Source organism: Noviluteimonas caseinilytica, assembly GCF_018406605.1.
GTDB classification, from domain to species: Bacteria; Pseudomonadota; Gammaproteobacteria; order Xanthomonadales; family Xanthomonadaceae; genus Noviluteimonas; species Noviluteimonas caseinilytica.
In genome coordinates, this window is sequence record NZ_AP024545.1 from 560,956 (window position 1) to 574,718 (window position 13,763).

Here is a 13,763-nt window from a genome sequence, read left to right on the forward strand (position 1 = left end):
AGCGCGCAACGATTCGAAGGCGCTCAGGCCGCGGATTGCTCCAGCGTCACCGCCACCGCATGCACCACGGCGGCGATCTTCAGTGCGCTCTGCACGCCCTGCGCGCTCACGTCGTGCTGGCGCAGCGTGCGCTCGTGCGAATCCATGCACGCGCCGCAGCCATTGATGGCCGACACCGCGAGCGACGCCAGTTCGAACGTCATCTTGTCGACGCCCGGGCTGCTCATCACGTTCATGCGCAGGCCGGCGCGCATCGTGCCGTATTCGTCGTTGTGGATCAGGTGCGTGGCGCGGTAATAGATGTTGTTCATCGCCATGATCGCGGCCGCGGCGCGCGCACCGTTCATTTCTTCCGGCGACAGCTGTTCGGCGGCGAAGCCTTCGATGCCGGCCACCAGCGGGGCGTGGCGCGCGGCGATCGCGCAGGCCAGCGCGATCACGCGGATCTGCTTCGCATCCAGGCCCGCGGCGCCGGTCTCGCTCAGCACCGAGTCGAGGTTGAGCTTGAGGTCCTTCGCGTAGTCGGGCAGCGCATTGCGCAAGTCCTGCAGGTTCATTCGAAACTCCTTGGGATTCGGGCCCCTGAAAAAATCGTGGCCGGGAAAGACCCGGCCACGAGGGCTCCGCGCTGAGGGGAGGGAGCGGATCTCGCGGAGGGGGACGGCGAGTCGCAGGCGCGGAACGAAATGGAACGTGTGGGTGGCTTAGGCGACCTTCAACGTCTGCTCGCCCTTGTGCCAGTTGCACGGGCACAGCTCGTCGGTCTGCAGCGCATCGAGGACGCGCAGCACTTCCTCCGGGTTGCGGCCGACGGAACCGGCGGTCACGTACACGAACTGGATCTCGCCGTTCGGATCGACGATGAACGTCGCGCGCTGCGCCACGCCGTCGCTGCCGAGGATGCCCAGCGCCGAGGTGAGCTCGCGCTTGATGTCGGCCAGCATCGGGAACGGCAGGCTGTTGAGGTCCTTGTGGTGCGTGCGCCAGGCGTGGTGCACGAACTCGCTGTCGGTCGAGCCGGTCAGCAGCTGCGCGTCGCGGTCCTTGAAGGCCTGGTCGAGCTTGGCGAAGCCGGTGATCTCGGTCGGGCAGACGAAGGTGAAGTCCTTCGGATAGAAGAACACCACGAGCCACTTGCCCTTGTAGGTCTCGTTGGTGATGTCGACGAACGCGTTGTTCAGGTCGTTCGAGACGGTGGCCTTGAGGTTGAACTGGGGAAACTTGTCGCCGACGGTCAGCATCGAGGAGCTCCTTGCAGGGGGGATCGGGAAGGGTCGCGCCGGGGTCGTTGCCCGGCGATGAGGAGGAAGTCTGGTCCTCGCGCGGGGATGCAGCAAGTCGATTGTTTTGATCCAGCCCATAGGAGTAGGCTATCGCCGGCCATGAACCTCCGCGACCTCCGCTACTTCGTCGCCCTCGCCGACCACAAGCATTTCGGCCGCGCCGCCGCGGCCAGCTTCGTCAGCCAGCCCACCCTGTCCACGCAGATCCGCAAGCTCGAGGAAGAGTTGGGCGTCGCGCTGGTCGAACGGGCCCCGCGCAAGGTGATGCTCACCCCCGCCGGCCGCGACATCGCCGAACGCGCGCGCCGCATCGTCGGCGAGGTGGAACAGATGCGCGAAGCCGCGCGGCGTTCGCAGGATCCCGAAGCCGGCACCGTGCGCCTGGGCCTGTTCCCCACGCTCGGCCCGTACCTGTTGCCGCATGTCGTGCCCGGCATCCGCGCGCGTTTCCCGAAGCTCGAGTTGCTGCTGGTCGAGGAAAAGAGCGACGTCATCCTGTCGCGCCTGCGCGAAGGCAGGCTCGACGCCGGCCTGCTCGCGCTGCCGATCCACGACGACCAGCTGCACGCCGAATTCCTGTTCGAAGAACCCTTCCTGCTTGCCGTACCCGAATCGCATCCCTTCGCGAAGCGCGATTCGCTGTCGATCAAGGACCTGGCCGACCAGCGCCTGCTGCTGCTGGAAGACGGCCACTGCCTGCGCGACCAGGCGCTCGACGTGTGCCAGCTCGCGGGCGCCGGCGAAATGCGCGACTTCCAGGCAACGAGCCTGGAAACGCTGCGGCAGATGGTGGCGGCCGACGTCGGCATCACGCTGCTGCCGACGCTCGCGGTGAAGCCACCGGTCGCGCGCTCCAACGACATCCATCTGCTCGGCTTCCGTGATTCGCATCCGAGCCGGCAGATCGCGATGGTGTGGCGGCGCAGTTCGGCGATGGCGGAATTCCTGCAGAAACTCGCGAGCGTGTTCCGCGCGTTGCCGGAAGAACTGTTCACGCCGACGGCGGACTTCAACAAGCTCCCCGCGCCCGCCGCGAAGGCGAAGAAGACGGGCAAGCGCGCATGAGCCTGCGCACGTTGCTGCTCATCGGCGTGCTCGCGGTGTTCGGCGCGTGGTGGTTCTCGCGACCCTCCGAGGCGCCCGCGCCCATCGATGGCGCCAGCGTGCAATGCCCGCAACCGCCGCACGTGATCGCCGGCGAAGCGCCTCTGCAATCGCCGGTGCCCGCCGGATTCGACGAGATCCGCCTGCAGCCCGCCACGCTGCATCCGCTGGCCGGTTTCAGCCTCGATGCGCGCGTGTTGTCGCGCGAGGACTATTCGATGGGCCGCGAAGCCGACCTCTCGCCCACCGACCTCGCGTTGGGCTGGGGCCGCATGCGCGACGACGCCGTGCTCGACAAGCTCGACATCTCGCAATCGGGCCGCTGGTACCACTATCGCTGGCGCGACAACCCGCCCATCGCGCCGGCCGAGATCATCCGCTCCAGCGCCAACATGCACATGATCCCCGCCGACGCGGCCGCCGCGGCGCAACTCAAGCGCGTGCGCGAAGGCGATCGCGTGCGCATCGACGGATGGCTCGTGCAGGCGCAGGCGCCGGACGGCTGGCACTGGAGCAGTTCGTTGTCGCGCGAAGACAGCGGCAACGGCGCGTGCGAACTGGTGTACGTGTGTTCGATCGTGCGCGAGTGATATGCGCAGCGTGATTCAGGCTTCTCGGCGCGCCCCGCGCGTCAGCCCCAGGAAGATGCCCGCCAGCGACAACGCCAATCCCACCATGCCCGCCGCATCGAGCCGCGTGCCGAACAACGTCGCGTCCCACACGTAGGCCAGCAACGGCTGCAGCAACAGGCACAACCCGAGCGCCCCGGCGGACAAGCGCGGCATCGCGCGCCCGATCACCAGCCAGCCGCACACCTGCGCGATGAACGCGTACGCCAGCAGCGACGCCCAATCGGTCGCGCCGTGCGGCGACAAGCCTTCGCCGCCCACGAGCGCCATCGGCAACAAGAGCAGCGACGTGCCCACGCACATCCACCACAGCAGCGCTTCGTTCCCCGCTTCGCCGCGCAAGGCCTGCGCGCGCCGGAAACACAACAGGAACCCCGCATACGCGGCCGCGGTGCCCAGCCCGAACCCGATGCCCACGCGGAAGCGCGCATCGAACCCGCCCCACCCCGGCACCAGCATCAGCGCCAGCCCCGCGATCGCGAGCAGCAACCCGACCCACAACCGCCAGCCGCCGCGTTCGCGCAACACGAGCGCGCCGTAGGCCGCGAGCACGAATACCTGGAAGTTGCCAAGCAGCGTGGCCATGCCCACGCCGACGTACAGGATGCTCCGGTGCCACATCCACAGGTCGAGCGCGAAGAACACCGCCGCCACGCCGACCAGCAGCGCCACGCGCGACGACATCCCGGTCCAGCGCGCGCGCAGCGCGAACGGCAGCAACATCCCCGCCGCCAGCGCCATGCGCCAGAACGCCGACACCGTCGGCCCGACGTGCACCCACTTCACGAACACCGCCGAGGTGCTGATCAGCACCGCGCCGAGCAGCATCGTGGCGAGCGCGCCCCGTGCGTCGTGGTGGACGCGCGCGGCTTCAGGCACGCGCGTGGTCCGGGTTTTCCAGGGCTTCGACTTCGGCGTCCGCATCCGCGCGCCAGGCTTGCCACGCCGGAAGTGCCTGGATTGCATTCGCGAAGGCTTGCGCGGTGTCGTCCATCGGCACGCCGTAGGACAGGAAGCGCGACACCACCGGCGCGAACATCGCATCGACGATACCGAATTCGCCGCACAGGAAATCGCCGCCCTGCCCGTGCCACGCGCGCAGGTCGCGCCAGAGTTGCTGGACGCGGGCGATGTCGGCGTCGGCCGCCGCGTCCCAGCAGTAATCGTCCGGCGTGCGCCGCATGTTCATCGGGCACTGCTTGCGCAGCGCGGCGAAGCCCGAATGCATCTCCGCCACCGCTGCGCGGGCGTGCGCGCGCACCGCGATGTCCGCCGGCCAGCCGCGGCCGTCGAGGTAGCGTTCGTTGATGTATTCGCAGATCGCGAGCGAGTCCCACACCATCAGGTCGCCGTCGCGCAGTGCCGGCACGCGGCCATTCGGCGTCCACGGCGCGATCTGCGCCAGGAACTCCGGCGTATCCAGCAGCACGCCCACTTCCTGGAACGGAATGCCGAAGTGCCGCAGCAGCAGCCAGGGGCGCAGCGACCAGGAGGAGAGATTCTTGTTGCCGATGACGAGGGTGAGCATGGTGGAGGCAAGCGTCGACGTGGGACGCAAAGCCTAGCCGAAGACGCCGCCCGCGCGACCTACGTGAACACCGCCGGCGCCACGTTCACCCGGTTCCGGCCGCTGCGCTTGGCCGCGTACAAGGCTTGGTCGGCGCGCGACACCGCGGCCGCCGGATCGCTTTCGCGCGCCAGCCGCGTCGCCACGCCCACGCTCACCGTCAGGCGGATCGGCTTGTCTTCGTATTCCAGGCGCACCAGTTCCACCGCCGCGCGGATGCGCTCGCCCAGCTGGCGCGCGTCGTCGCCGTTGCGCCCGGGCAGCACGATCACGAATTCCTCGCCGCCGTAACGGCCCAGCAGGTCCGAGGGCTGCAACTGCCGACGCAGCACCTCCGAGATCTGCCGCAGGCACGCATCGCCCGCGGCGTGCCCGTGCGTGTCGTTGATCGACTTGAAGTGGTCGATGTCCACGAACAGCACCGACAGCAACCCATCCTCGCGATGCGCTTCGCTGAAGCACCGCGACAACCACAGGTCGATCGTGCGCCGGTTGAACGTGCCGGTCAGCGCATCCAGTTCCGCCGACTTGCGCAGGGTCAGCGCGGCGGCGGCTTCGTCCGCGTGCTGCACGGCCAGGCGCCCGAAGTCGGTGACCAGCGCCAGTTCTTCATCGCTGAAGCTGGAGCCGTCCGCGCGCCGCAGCAACAACACGCCCCAGCCCGGCGCGCGGATCGGCAGCGGCACCACCGCGTGCGACAGGTGCAGCGCATCGCCGTTGCCGAGTTGCAGTTGCACCGGCGCCTGCGTGCGCGCCAGGCCTTTCATCATGCCCAGGCGCGAGGACAGCAGGTCCGTGTAATGCGGCTTGCTCGAAATCGGTTCGGCGAGCAGCAGGTCGAAGCCGTGGAAGCCGTACGCCACCAGCGCCGCCGATTCCAGTTGCAGCAGCGGCAGCAGGCGTTCGAACACGCTGCGGAACGCGGCCCATTCCAGGTCGCCGGGCGGCAGTTCGCGCAGGCGGCGCTGGAGTTGCTGCACCAGGTCCACGCGCGCCGCTTCGCGTTCCAGGCGGCGTTCGCTGTCGCCGCGCGCGAGGCGTTCGCGGTCGCGTTCGTCGCGCACGTGCGCGATGCGCCCGATCATCCCGATCGTCACCAGCAGCACGCACGCCAGCAGCGCGAGCTGCATCCCCGAGCGCACCCAGAACCCCGACAGCACCATCGGCGCCCACGCGCGCAGCAGGCACGCGCCGGCGAGCACCAGCACGATGGTGAACACCGACGGGCTGTTCCAGATGCGATGGCGCACCGCGATGAACGTGGCCGCCACGCCGTAGGCCAGGGTCAGCGCGCCGGCGATGAGCACCGCCCAGTCGAGGATCGGCACCAGCGCGTCGAGGCGCACCAGCGCCACCGCGGCCAGGCCAAGGGTTGCGAAGCGCAACGAATCGCCGAGCCGCGCCAGCTTCGGCGAGGTATCGGCCAGGGCCGCGTAATGCTGCGCGAGCCAGGCCGCCGCTGCGCAATGCAGCATCGCCAGGGCCCAGATCCCCTGCACGCCCCACAACGCGATCCACGACGCCCATGGCCACGCATACGCATGCCCGCTGAGCGCGGCGAGCCACGCCAGCGCGCTGGCCCCGAAGGCAAGCAACGACAGGTACACGCGATCGCGCACCGCCGCGAACAACGACAGCGCCACGATCGCCAGCATCAGCAGCCCGGCGTAGGTCGCCCCCGACATCACCGCCCAGCGCTCGCGCGCCTGCGCCACCACGGTGTCGGTGCGCACCTGCGGACGCAGGGTCACCGGGGCGCGGGAGCGCACCAGCAGGTCGATGCCGGTCTTGTTGGCGTCGGCCGGGAGGTCGAAGACGAAGCCGGAGGGAAACGCCGGGCCCTCGGCCTCGGGCTTGAAGAAGCCTTGCGAGGCCGAGCGCCAGGCCCCCTGTTCGATCCACACCTCGTCGACCGGGGCGCGTTGCACCCACAACGAGGCGCCGGAATCGGCCGCGGTCGGCACCGCCAGGCGGATGCGCACCGGGATCCGCGAGGCGGGGACGTGGAGGGCTTCCCCCTCCGGAATGCGGGACGGCGCCGGCCGCTGCGCCACGGCAGCGGCCAGCAACGGCGAGAGCAGCAGCGCGGCGAAGAGGCAGAACCCCGTCGCCCGTTGCCATGCGCCCGCCCAGTCCCCCTGGCCGTCCCGCATCCGACCCTCCCCGCATTACTGTGGTGACTATCACGCAACTTCCGTGCCAGAGAACGCATTCCCGCGCCGCAACAGGCCGCTCGGCTAAACTCGCGGCCCGAAATCGCCATCGCAGCGCACCCCCACCGTGTCCATCCAGCACTCCGTTCCGGGCGACACCGTCGCCGACGACGCCACCCCCGTCCGGCAGGACTTCATCCGCCAGATCGTCCGCGACGATCTGGCCGCCGGCCGCCAGCAGGCGATCAAGACGCGCTTCCCGCCGGAGCCCAACGGGTACCTCCATATCGGCCACACCCGGGCGATCTGGACCGACTTCGGCATCGCCGCGGAATTCGGCGGCGTGTGCAACCTGCGCCTGGACGACACCAACCCGGCGAAGGAAGACCCCGAATACGTCGCCGCCATCCAGGACGACGTGCGCTGGCTCGGCTACGACTGGCACGACCTGCGCCACGCCTCCGATTACTTCGACGTGCTGTACCTGGCCGGCGAAAAACTGATCAAGCAGGGCGACGCCTTCGTCTGCGACCTCACGGCCGAACAGGTGCGCGAGTACCGCGGCACGCTGACCGAGCCGGGCCGCAATTCGCCGTACCGCGATCGCAGCGTGGAGGAAAACCTGGACCTGTTCCGCCGCATGCGCGCGGGCGAGTTCCCGGACGGCGCGCGCACCCTGCGCGCCAAGATCGACATGGGCAGCGGCAACATCAACCTGCGCGACCCCGCGCTGTACCGCATCAAGCACGTCACGCACCAGAACACCGGCGATGCCTGGCCGATCTACCCGATGTACGACTACGCGCATTCGCTGAGCGACGCGGTCGAAGGCATCACGCATTCGCTGTGCACGCTGGAGTTCGAAGACCATCGCCCGCTGTACGACTGGTGCGTGGACAAGGTGGACCTGGCGCACCACCCGGAACTCGTTGCACCCCTGCAGGCCAAGGGTTTGCCGTTCGAAGCGAGCAAGCCGCGCCAGATCGAATTCTCGCGCCTCAACATCAACTACACGGTGATGAGCAAGCGCAAGCTGATGGCGCTGGTGCAGGAAAACCTGGTCGATGGCTGGGACGATCCGCGCATGCCGAGCCTGCAGGGCATCCGCCGCCGCGGCTACACGCCGGGTGCGCTGAAGTTGTTCGTCTCGCGCCTCGGCTTGTCGAAGCAGAACTCGATGATCGACTTCTCGGTGCTCGAGAACACGCTGCGCGAAGACCTCGACGCCGCCGCGCCGCGCCGCATGGCGGTGCTCTCGCCGCTGAAGTTCGTGCTCACCAATTTGCCGGAGGGTCACGAAGAATCGTTGCGCTTCTCCAACCATCCGAAGGATGCGTCCTTCGGCGAGCGCGACATCCCGTTCTCGCGCGAGTTGTGGATCGAGCGCGACGACTTCGCAGAAGTCCCGCCGAAGGGCTGGAAGCGCCTGGTCCCCGGCGGCGACGTGCGCCTGCGCGGCGCGGGCATCGTGCGCTGCGATGAAGTCATCAGGGACGCGAACGGCGAGATCGTCGAACTGCGCGGCACGCTCGATCCCGAGTCGCGCCCCGGCATGGCCGGCGCCGACCGCAAGGTGAAGGGCACGATCCACTGGGTCAGCGCGCAGCACGCGGTGCCGGCGGAAGTGCGCCTGTACGACCGCCTGTTCTCGGTGGCCGATCCCGACGACGACGCCGACGGCAAGACCTACCGCGACCACCTCAACCCGGCCTCCCGCACCACCGTGCAGGGCTGGGTGGAACCGGCCGCCGCGACCGCTGCGCCGGAGCAGAGCTTCCAGTTCGAGCGCATCGGGTATTTCGTGGCGGACCGCAAGGACCACCGCGCGGACAAGCCGGTTTTCAACCGCAGCGTGACGCTGCGCGACACATGGAGTGCAGGGGCATGACGCTGCCGGGCATGCAGGTGCGGGGAATCCTGGTCGCGTGTTGCACTGCGGCGATCCTGGTCGCGTGCGCGCCCGTCGACAGCCAGACGCCGTCCCGGCCGCAGCCCGCCGTCCCCGTCCAGCCCGGTCCCACGTGCCGCGTGGATGCCGATTGCGCGGTGGACACGCACTGCACCGCCCTCCCCGGCGGCTGCCGCTGCGCCAACGGGCATTGCATCGCGCCGCGCGCCGCGGTGGACCCGGTGATCGATCCGGCGCCCGCGCCGACGGCGACGGTGCGCTGATGCTGTATGCGCAGGTCCACCTCACCCTGCCCGCGTGGGTGCACGACGCGGTCGACACCACGCGCGTGTATGCGCGCGACGAAGACAAGGTGGCGCTCGCGATCGACCTGTCGCGCCGCAACATCGAAGCGAACAGCGGCGGTCCGTTCGGCGCTGCGGTGTTCGGGCCGGACGATCGCGTGGTCGCGGTCGGCGTCAATCGCGTGCTGCCGCACAGCTGTTCGCTCGCGCACGCCGAAACGATGGCGTACATGCTCGCGCAGCAACGCCTGCAGCGCGCGCGCCTCAACGAATCCGCACCGGGCCAGGGCGCCGGCCCGATGGTGCTGGCCACCTCCGCGCAACCGTGCTGCCAGTGCTACGGCGCGACGTTCTGGGCGGGCGTGGATGCCTTGCTGATCGGCGCGCGCGCCGAAGACGTGATGCGCCTGACCGAATTCGACGAAGGCCCGCTGCCCGCCGACTGGGTGGGCGAACTGGAACGCCGCGGCATCGCGGTGACGCGCGACCTGCACCGCGACGCCGCGTGCGATGTCCTGCGCACGTACGGCGAGCGCGGCGGCACCTTCTATTGAGCACGGGCGTGAGCGATGCCCGCGCCAACGGCCTGCTCTGCTACTGCCGGCCCGGCTTCGAACCCGAACTGGCGGCGGAACTCGGCGAACGTGCTGCGCAAGCAGGCGATGCGGGCTGGGCGCGCGCCGAACGCAACACCGGCTACGTGCAATTCTTCAGCACGCAGGGCCATGCGCTCGCGCAACTGCTGCCGCTGCAGGCGTTGATCTTCGCGCGCCAGAAACTGCGCCTGCTCGCCGAACTGCGCGACCTCGACGCGAAGGACCGCATCACGCCGATCCTCGCGGCGTTGTTCGAACAACCGGCGTTCGGCGACCTGATCGTCGAGCATCCCGATTCGGATGAAGCGCGTCCGCTCGCGGGGCTGGCGCGCAGCTTCGGCAATGCGTTGCGGCCTGCGTTGCGCAAGGCGGGTTTGCTGACAGCGAGCGCGGATCCGCACCTGCCGCGCCTGCACGTGTGTTTCCTTTCGGGCGACCACGCATTGCTGGCGAGCGGCCATCCGCGCGATGCGTCGCCGTGGCCGAGCGGCATCCCGCGCCTGCGCACGCCGCCGGATGCGCCGTCGCGCAGCGCGCTGAAGCTCGAGGAAGCGCTCGTCGTGATGCTCGATCCGGAAGAACGCGCGCGCCTGGTCCAGCCCGGCATGCGCGCCGCGGACCTCGGCGCCGCGCCGGGCGGCTGGACCTGGGTGCTCGCGCGCAACGGCGTGCGCGTCACCGCGATCGACAACGGCCCGCTGCGGCAGCACGTGCTCGATACGGGGCTGGTGGAACACCTGCGTGCCGATGGCTTCCAGTGGTCGCCGCCGAAGCCGCTCGACTGGATGGTGTGCGACATGGTCGAGTCGCCGAAGAAAGTCACCGCGCGCATGGCGCAGTGGTTCCGCGAAGGCTGGTGCCGCCACGCGATCTTCAACCTCAAGCTGCCGATGAAGAAGCGCTGGGACGAGACGCGCGAGTGCCTGGCGATGTTCGAGGAACAAGCGCAGCGTCCGCTGCGCGTGCGCGCCCGGCAGCTGTACCACGACCGTGAAGAGATCACGGTGCTCGCGATGTCGACGGCGCATTGACGACTTATGGCTGAGCTTGCCGCCTGAATGGTGGCGATCGGCGGTCGCGTGAATTGACGCTTGTTTGATCGCATCGCTTCTACGGTCCGGGCTTCCCCCGCAGGGAGTGCCCGCACCATGGTTCGCAATACCTTCGTTCGTTCCAGGCTTTTCCACGCACTGCTCGGCGCGTGCGCCGCATTGGCGATGACGTCCGCATTCGCGCAGGACGCCAGCCAGACCACGCCGCCGGCCGATCCGCAGACGCAGATGCCACCGACGCCCCCCACGCCGCCGACGCCGCCGACGCCGCCGGTCCCGCCGGTCCCGCCGGTCCCGCCGGTGCCGCCGACCGACATGCCGCCTCCGCCGCCCCCGCCGCCGGGCGCCCCGATGCCGCCCAATCCCCCGTCGCCGCCGCCGATGCCGCCGGAAGCCCCGCCCCCGGGTGCCCCGATGCCGCCCATGCCGCCGACGCCGCCGACGGGTGAACCCACCGGCACCGCGATGCCGCCGGCCGCTAATCCGACGAGCGTCACTTCGCACGCGCCGGACTCGATCTCGTCGAACTACCACGTCGACTGGTCGGCGCTCGACAAGAACGGCGACGGCAACATCAGCCGCGCGGAAGTGAAGGCCAGCGGCAACGCCGACCTGATGCGCGAATTCCGTGTCGTCGACGCCAACCACAACGGGCGCCTGTCGAAGGAAGAGATGAAGGGCTGGATCGACTGATCCCACCCGCGCACGTCGTGAATCGAAACGCCGGCCGAAGGGCCGGCGTTTCCTTTTCGGTCAGACGCCCGCCGCGTGGCGCCACAACGCGCGGGCGACTTCCGGCATCTTGCCTGCAAGCCCGAGCAGCGGGCCGCGCAGCAGCGTCGGCGCCATGTCGTCGTTGCTGAAGAGCGCGTTGATCGCGCCGAAGGCGTGCGCCGAGGTGGCGTTCTCGCTGCGACGCGTGCGCGCCCAGCGTGCGATGCGCGAGGCGGACGCGAAATCGCCGCGCCGCTGCTGCGCTTCGTCCACCAGTTGCGCGAACGCATGCGCATCGCGCAGGCCCAGGTTCACGCCCTGCCCGGCGAGCGGATGCACCACGTGCGCGGCATCGCCGAGCAGCAGCACGCGGCCTTGCGCGTACGCAGACGCGAGCTGGCGTCGCAGCGGGAACGCGGCGCGCTTCGAATGCAAGGACAACGCGCCGAGGCGACGACCGAAGGCGCGTGTGAGTTCGTCGCCGAAGCCGTTGTCCGGCAAGGCGAGGACGCGATCGGCTTCGTCGTTCGGCAACGTCCACACGATCGAACTGACCTGCGCGTTGCCATCGCCCACGAACGGCAGCAACGCGAGCGGCCCCGTCGGCAGGAAGCGCTGCCACGCCGTGTCCTCGTGCGGCTGCTCGCTCGCGATGAACGCGACGACGCCCTTCTGTTCGTAGTCGCGGCGCTCCACCTCGATGCCCGCGAGCGCGCGCACCGCGGAGTCGGCGCCGTCCGCCGCGAGCACGAGCCGCGCATCGATCTGCGTGCCGTCGTCCAGGCGCACGCGCACGCCGTCGTCGTGCGGCTCCAGCGCAGCCGCGCGCGCAGGCGCGACCACGTGCACGCCGGCGCGGGGCAAGGCCGACCACAACCGATCGACGAGCAAAGAATGCTCGATGATCCAGCCGAGTTCGGCGCGCGCCAGGCGATCGGCGTCGAACGCAAGCGCTTCACCGCCCGCGGCATCCCACACGCGCATGCGGCGATACGGTTGAACGCGTGCGTCGCGGATCGCCGGCCACACGCCCAGCGCATCGAGCCACGCCGCGTTGTCGGGCGCGAAGGCATACACGCGCAGGTCGCGTTTTTCCGGTGACCACGGCGCGGGCGGCTGCGCTTCGATCAGCGCAACGTCCAGCCCCGCCTGCGCGAGCGACAACGCCGCGGCGCAGCCGACCACGCCGCCACCGACGACCAGCGCATCCCGCCGACCGCGCCGGCTCATGCGTCGCCCCGGCACAGCCGCGGCACGTCGCCGCGATATCCGAGTGCGCCACCGACGAGGTGCGCGCGCAACGCCGGCAGGCGCGCAACGGCGGCGAACCCGAGGCTGCGCAGCGGACGCAACGTGGCGTCGTCGCCTGCGGTCAGTGTGGCGAGGCCACCGGAGAATTGCAGCGTCGCATTGCGATCGTCTTCGCGGCGACGCGCGTGTTCGCCGAGCAACGTCGCGTTGCCGGGATCGTCGTGGCCTTCGATCAGTTCGGCCAACGTGAGCGCATCGCGCAAGCCGAGGTTGAAGCCCTGCGCGCCGATCGGATGCAGCGTCTGCGCAGCATTGCCCACGATCGCCGCGCGATCGGCGACAAGCGCGCGCGCCACGACCTGCACGATCGGATACGCACTGCGCGGGCCGGTGGCGAGCAGGCGCCCGACACGCCAGCCGAAGGCCGCCTGGATGCGCGCGAGCCACGCGGCATCGTCGAGCGCGGCCACGGCGTCCGCGTCCGCGCGCGCCACGCCATGCACGACACCGAAATGGCCGTCGCCGCGCGGCAACAACGCCGTCGGGCCGTCGGGGCCGAAGCGTTCGTATGCCGTGCCGTCGGGGGCACGTTCCGCACGCACGCGCGCCACGAACAGGGTCTGCCCGAAATCGCGTTCGTCCGCGCCGATGCCGAGCGATTCGCGCACGCCGCTGCGCGTGCCGTCGGCGCCGACCAGCAGGCGCGCCGCGATCGTCTTCTCCTGTCCGTCGGCATCGCGCAGGCGCAAGGTGCGCGCGCCGTCGCCCGGGTCGCTGCCTTCGAACCGCATCGGCCGGTATCGCGTGACGCGCGTGCATTCCGACAAGCGTGCTTCCAGGGCCTGGCCGAAGTCGCGCGCGACGACCACCTGGCCGAACGCCTCGCGCCCATGCTCCTTCGCGTCCAGCACCACGCGGCCGAAATCGCCCTGCCGGCTCACGTGGATGCGGCGGATCGCACCGGCCGGCGCACGCAGCTTCTGCAAGACGCCGAGCGCGCGCAGGCCGTGCACGGTCGCTTCGGCGAAGCTGAGGTTGCGTTCGTCGAACACCGCGGGCAGCGCGCCGGGCGGCGCGGCTTCGACCAGCGCGACGTGGCGGCCGATGCGGTCCAGCGCGATGGCGAGGCTCGCGCCGACGAGGCCGCCGCCGATGATGGCGACGTCGTGTCGGGCGTCTGCGGGGTGATCCGGGGGCTGCATCGCGTGACCGGGCGTGGGG

At 69.9% G+C, this 13,763-nt stretch carries 14 protein-coding genes; 7 read left to right on the forward strand and 7 right to left on the reverse strand.

What is annotated here, in order from left to right; all coding sequences use genetic code 11:
- Positions 1–23: 23 nt before the first annotated feature.
- Together LYSCAS_RS02880 and LYSCAS_RS02885 are read right to left on the reverse strand one after the other, a co-directional pair.
- Positions 24–557, reverse strand: coding sequence for a carboxymuconolactone decarboxylase family protein (locus LYSCAS_RS02880; protein WP_213435524.1), 534 nt, complete (start codon positions 555–557; stop codon positions 24–26).
- Positions 558–704: 147 nt separating this feature from the next.
- A complete protein-coding gene (locus LYSCAS_RS02885) occupies positions 705–1,241 on the reverse strand; it encodes a peroxiredoxin (RefSeq protein ID WP_213435525.1) in 537 nt (178 codons plus the stop codon).
- 141 nt (positions 1,242–1,382) lie between these two features.
- On the opposite strand from LYSCAS_RS02885, the gene LYSCAS_RS02890 reads away from it, so the two are divergent.
- Together LYSCAS_RS02890 and LYSCAS_RS02895 are read left to right on the forward strand one after the other, a co-directional pair.
- Complete coding sequence (locus LYSCAS_RS02890) at positions 1,383–2,348, forward strand: LysR substrate-binding domain-containing protein (protein WP_213435526.1); 966 nt, start codon at positions 1,383–1,385, stop codon at positions 2,346–2,348.
- On the forward strand, positions 2,345–2,977 hold the full coding sequence (locus LYSCAS_RS02895) for a hypothetical protein (protein WP_213435527.1): 633 nt from the start codon (positions 2,345–2,347) through the stop codon (positions 2,975–2,977). Before LYSCAS_RS02890 ends, LYSCAS_RS02895 begins: the two co-directional genes overlap by 4 nt.
- Positions 2,978–2,992: 15 nt before the next feature.
- Here LYSCAS_RS02895 and LYSCAS_RS02900 read toward each other — a convergent pair whose 3' ends face one another.
- From LYSCAS_RS02900 to LYSCAS_RS02910, 3 genes are read right to left on the reverse strand one after another with little or no spacing between them, the layout of a single operon-like run.
- The gene (locus tag LYSCAS_RS02900; protein WP_213435528.1) at positions 2,993–3,895 is read right to left on the reverse strand and encodes a DMT family transporter; all 903 of its coding nucleotides are present in this window, start codon (positions 3,893–3,895) and stop codon (positions 2,993–2,995) included.
- Positions 3,888–4,544 (reverse strand): glutathione S-transferase family protein, encoded by a 657-nt coding sequence (locus LYSCAS_RS02905; RefSeq protein WP_213435529.1) that lies wholly within the window; start codon positions 4,542–4,544, stop codon positions 3,888–3,890. Before LYSCAS_RS02905 ends, LYSCAS_RS02900 begins: the two co-directional genes overlap by 8 nt.
- Positions 4,545–4,603: 59 nt before the next feature.
- Entirely contained in the window at positions 4,604–6,736 is a 2,133-nt protein-coding gene (locus LYSCAS_RS02910; RefSeq protein WP_213435530.1) for a diguanylate cyclase, read from the reverse strand.
- Between the two features lie 133 nt (positions 6,737–6,869).
- Here LYSCAS_RS02910 and LYSCAS_RS02915 point away from each other — a divergent pair, with 133 nt between their 5' ends.
- The 5 genes from LYSCAS_RS02915 to LYSCAS_RS02935 all read left to right on the forward strand — a co-directional run bounded on the left by LYSCAS_RS02915 (position 6,870) and on the right by LYSCAS_RS02935 (position 11,270).
- Entirely contained in the window at positions 6,870–8,624 is a 1,755-nt protein-coding gene (locus LYSCAS_RS02915; RefSeq protein ID WP_213437537.1) for a glutamine--tRNA ligase/YqeY domain fusion protein, read from the forward strand.
- Positions 8,621–8,908, forward strand: a complete 288-nt coding sequence (locus LYSCAS_RS02920; protein WP_213435531.1) for a hypothetical protein — start codon at positions 8,621–8,623, stop codon at positions 8,906–8,908. Before LYSCAS_RS02915 ends, LYSCAS_RS02920 begins: the two co-directional genes overlap by 4 nt.
- Positions 8,908–9,483, forward strand: a complete 576-nt coding sequence (locus LYSCAS_RS02925) for a nucleoside deaminase (protein ID WP_213435532.1) — start codon at positions 8,908–8,910, stop codon at positions 9,481–9,483. The genes LYSCAS_RS02920 and LYSCAS_RS02925 overlap by 1 nt, the downstream gene beginning before the upstream one ends.
- 8 nt (positions 9,484–9,491) lie before the next feature.
- The gene (gene rlmM / locus LYSCAS_RS02930; RefSeq protein ID WP_213435533.1) at positions 9,492–10,556 is read left to right on the forward strand and encodes a 23S rRNA (cytidine(2498)-2'-O)-methyltransferase RlmM; all 1,065 of its coding nucleotides are present in this window, start codon (positions 9,492–9,494) and stop codon (positions 10,554–10,556) included.
- A gap of 186 nt (positions 10,557–10,742) precedes the next feature.
- Positions 10,743–11,270: an EF-hand domain-containing protein gene (locus tag LYSCAS_RS02935; RefSeq protein ID WP_213435534.1), complete on the forward strand. Its 528-nt coding sequence runs from the start codon at positions 10,743–10,745 to the stop codon at positions 11,268–11,270.
- 60 nt (positions 11,271–11,330) lie between these two features.
- Here the strand turns inward: LYSCAS_RS02935 and LYSCAS_RS02940 are convergent, their stop codons facing one another.
- Both LYSCAS_RS02940 and ubiH read right to left on the reverse strand, forming a co-directional pair.
- Positions 11,331–12,521 carry an FAD-dependent oxidoreductase gene (locus LYSCAS_RS02940; RefSeq protein ID WP_213435535.1) on the reverse strand — a complete coding sequence of 397 codons (1,191 nt, stop codon included), beginning with the start codon at positions 12,519–12,521 and terminating at the stop codon, positions 11,331–11,333.
- Positions 12,518–13,744, reverse strand: a complete 1,227-nt coding sequence (gene ubiH, locus LYSCAS_RS02945; RefSeq protein WP_213435536.1) for a 2-octaprenyl-6-methoxyphenyl hydroxylase — start codon at positions 13,742–13,744, stop codon at positions 12,518–12,520. The genes LYSCAS_RS02940 and ubiH overlap by 4 nt, the downstream gene beginning before the upstream one ends.
- Positions 13,745–13,763: the final 19 nt, after the last annotated feature.

What these genes read in the sequence shown, in the direction of transcription:
- LYSCAS_RS02880 (WP_213435524.1), bottom strand. Translation starts at nt 557, where the DNA reads ATGAACCTGCAGGACTTGCGCAATGCGCTGCCCGACTACGCGAAGGAC.
- LYSCAS_RS02885 (WP_213435525.1), bottom strand. Translation starts at nt 1,241, where the DNA reads ATGCTGACCGTCGGCGACAAGTTTCCCCAGTTCAACCTCAAGGCCACC.
- LYSCAS_RS02890 (WP_213435526.1), top strand. Translation starts at nt 1,383, where the DNA reads ATGAACCTCCGCGACCTCCGCTACTTCGTCGCCCTCGCCGACCACAAG.
- LYSCAS_RS02895 (WP_213435527.1), top strand. Translation starts at nt 2,345, where the DNA reads ATGAGCCTGCGCACGTTGCTGCTCATCGGCGTGCTCGCGGTGTTCGGC.
- LYSCAS_RS02905 (WP_213435529.1), bottom strand. Translation starts at nt 4,544, where the DNA reads ATGCTCACCCTCGTCATCGGCAACAAGAATCTCTCCTCCTGGTCGCTG.
- LYSCAS_RS02910 (WP_213435530.1), bottom strand. Translation starts at nt 6,736, where the DNA reads ATGCGGGACGGCCAGGGGGACTGGGCGGGCGCATGGCAACGGGCGACG.
- LYSCAS_RS02920 (WP_213435531.1), top strand. Translation starts at nt 8,621, where the DNA reads ATGACGCTGCCGGGCATGCAGGTGCGGGGAATCCTGGTCGCGTGTTGC.
- LYSCAS_RS02925 (WP_213435532.1), top strand. Translation starts at nt 8,908, where the DNA reads ATGCTGTATGCGCAGGTCCACCTCACCCTGCCCGCGTGGGTGCACGAC.
- LYSCAS_RS02935 (WP_213435534.1), top strand. Translation starts at nt 10,743, where the DNA reads ATGACGTCCGCATTCGCGCAGGACGCCAGCCAGACCACGCCGCCGGCC.
- LYSCAS_RS02940 (WP_213435535.1), bottom strand. Translation starts at nt 12,521, where the DNA reads ATGAGCCGGCGCGGTCGGCGGGATGCGCTGGTCGTCGGTGGCGGCGTG.
- ubiH (WP_213435536.1), bottom strand. Translation starts at nt 13,744, where the DNA reads ATGCAGCCCCCGGATCACCCCGCAGACGCCCGACACGACGTCGCCATC.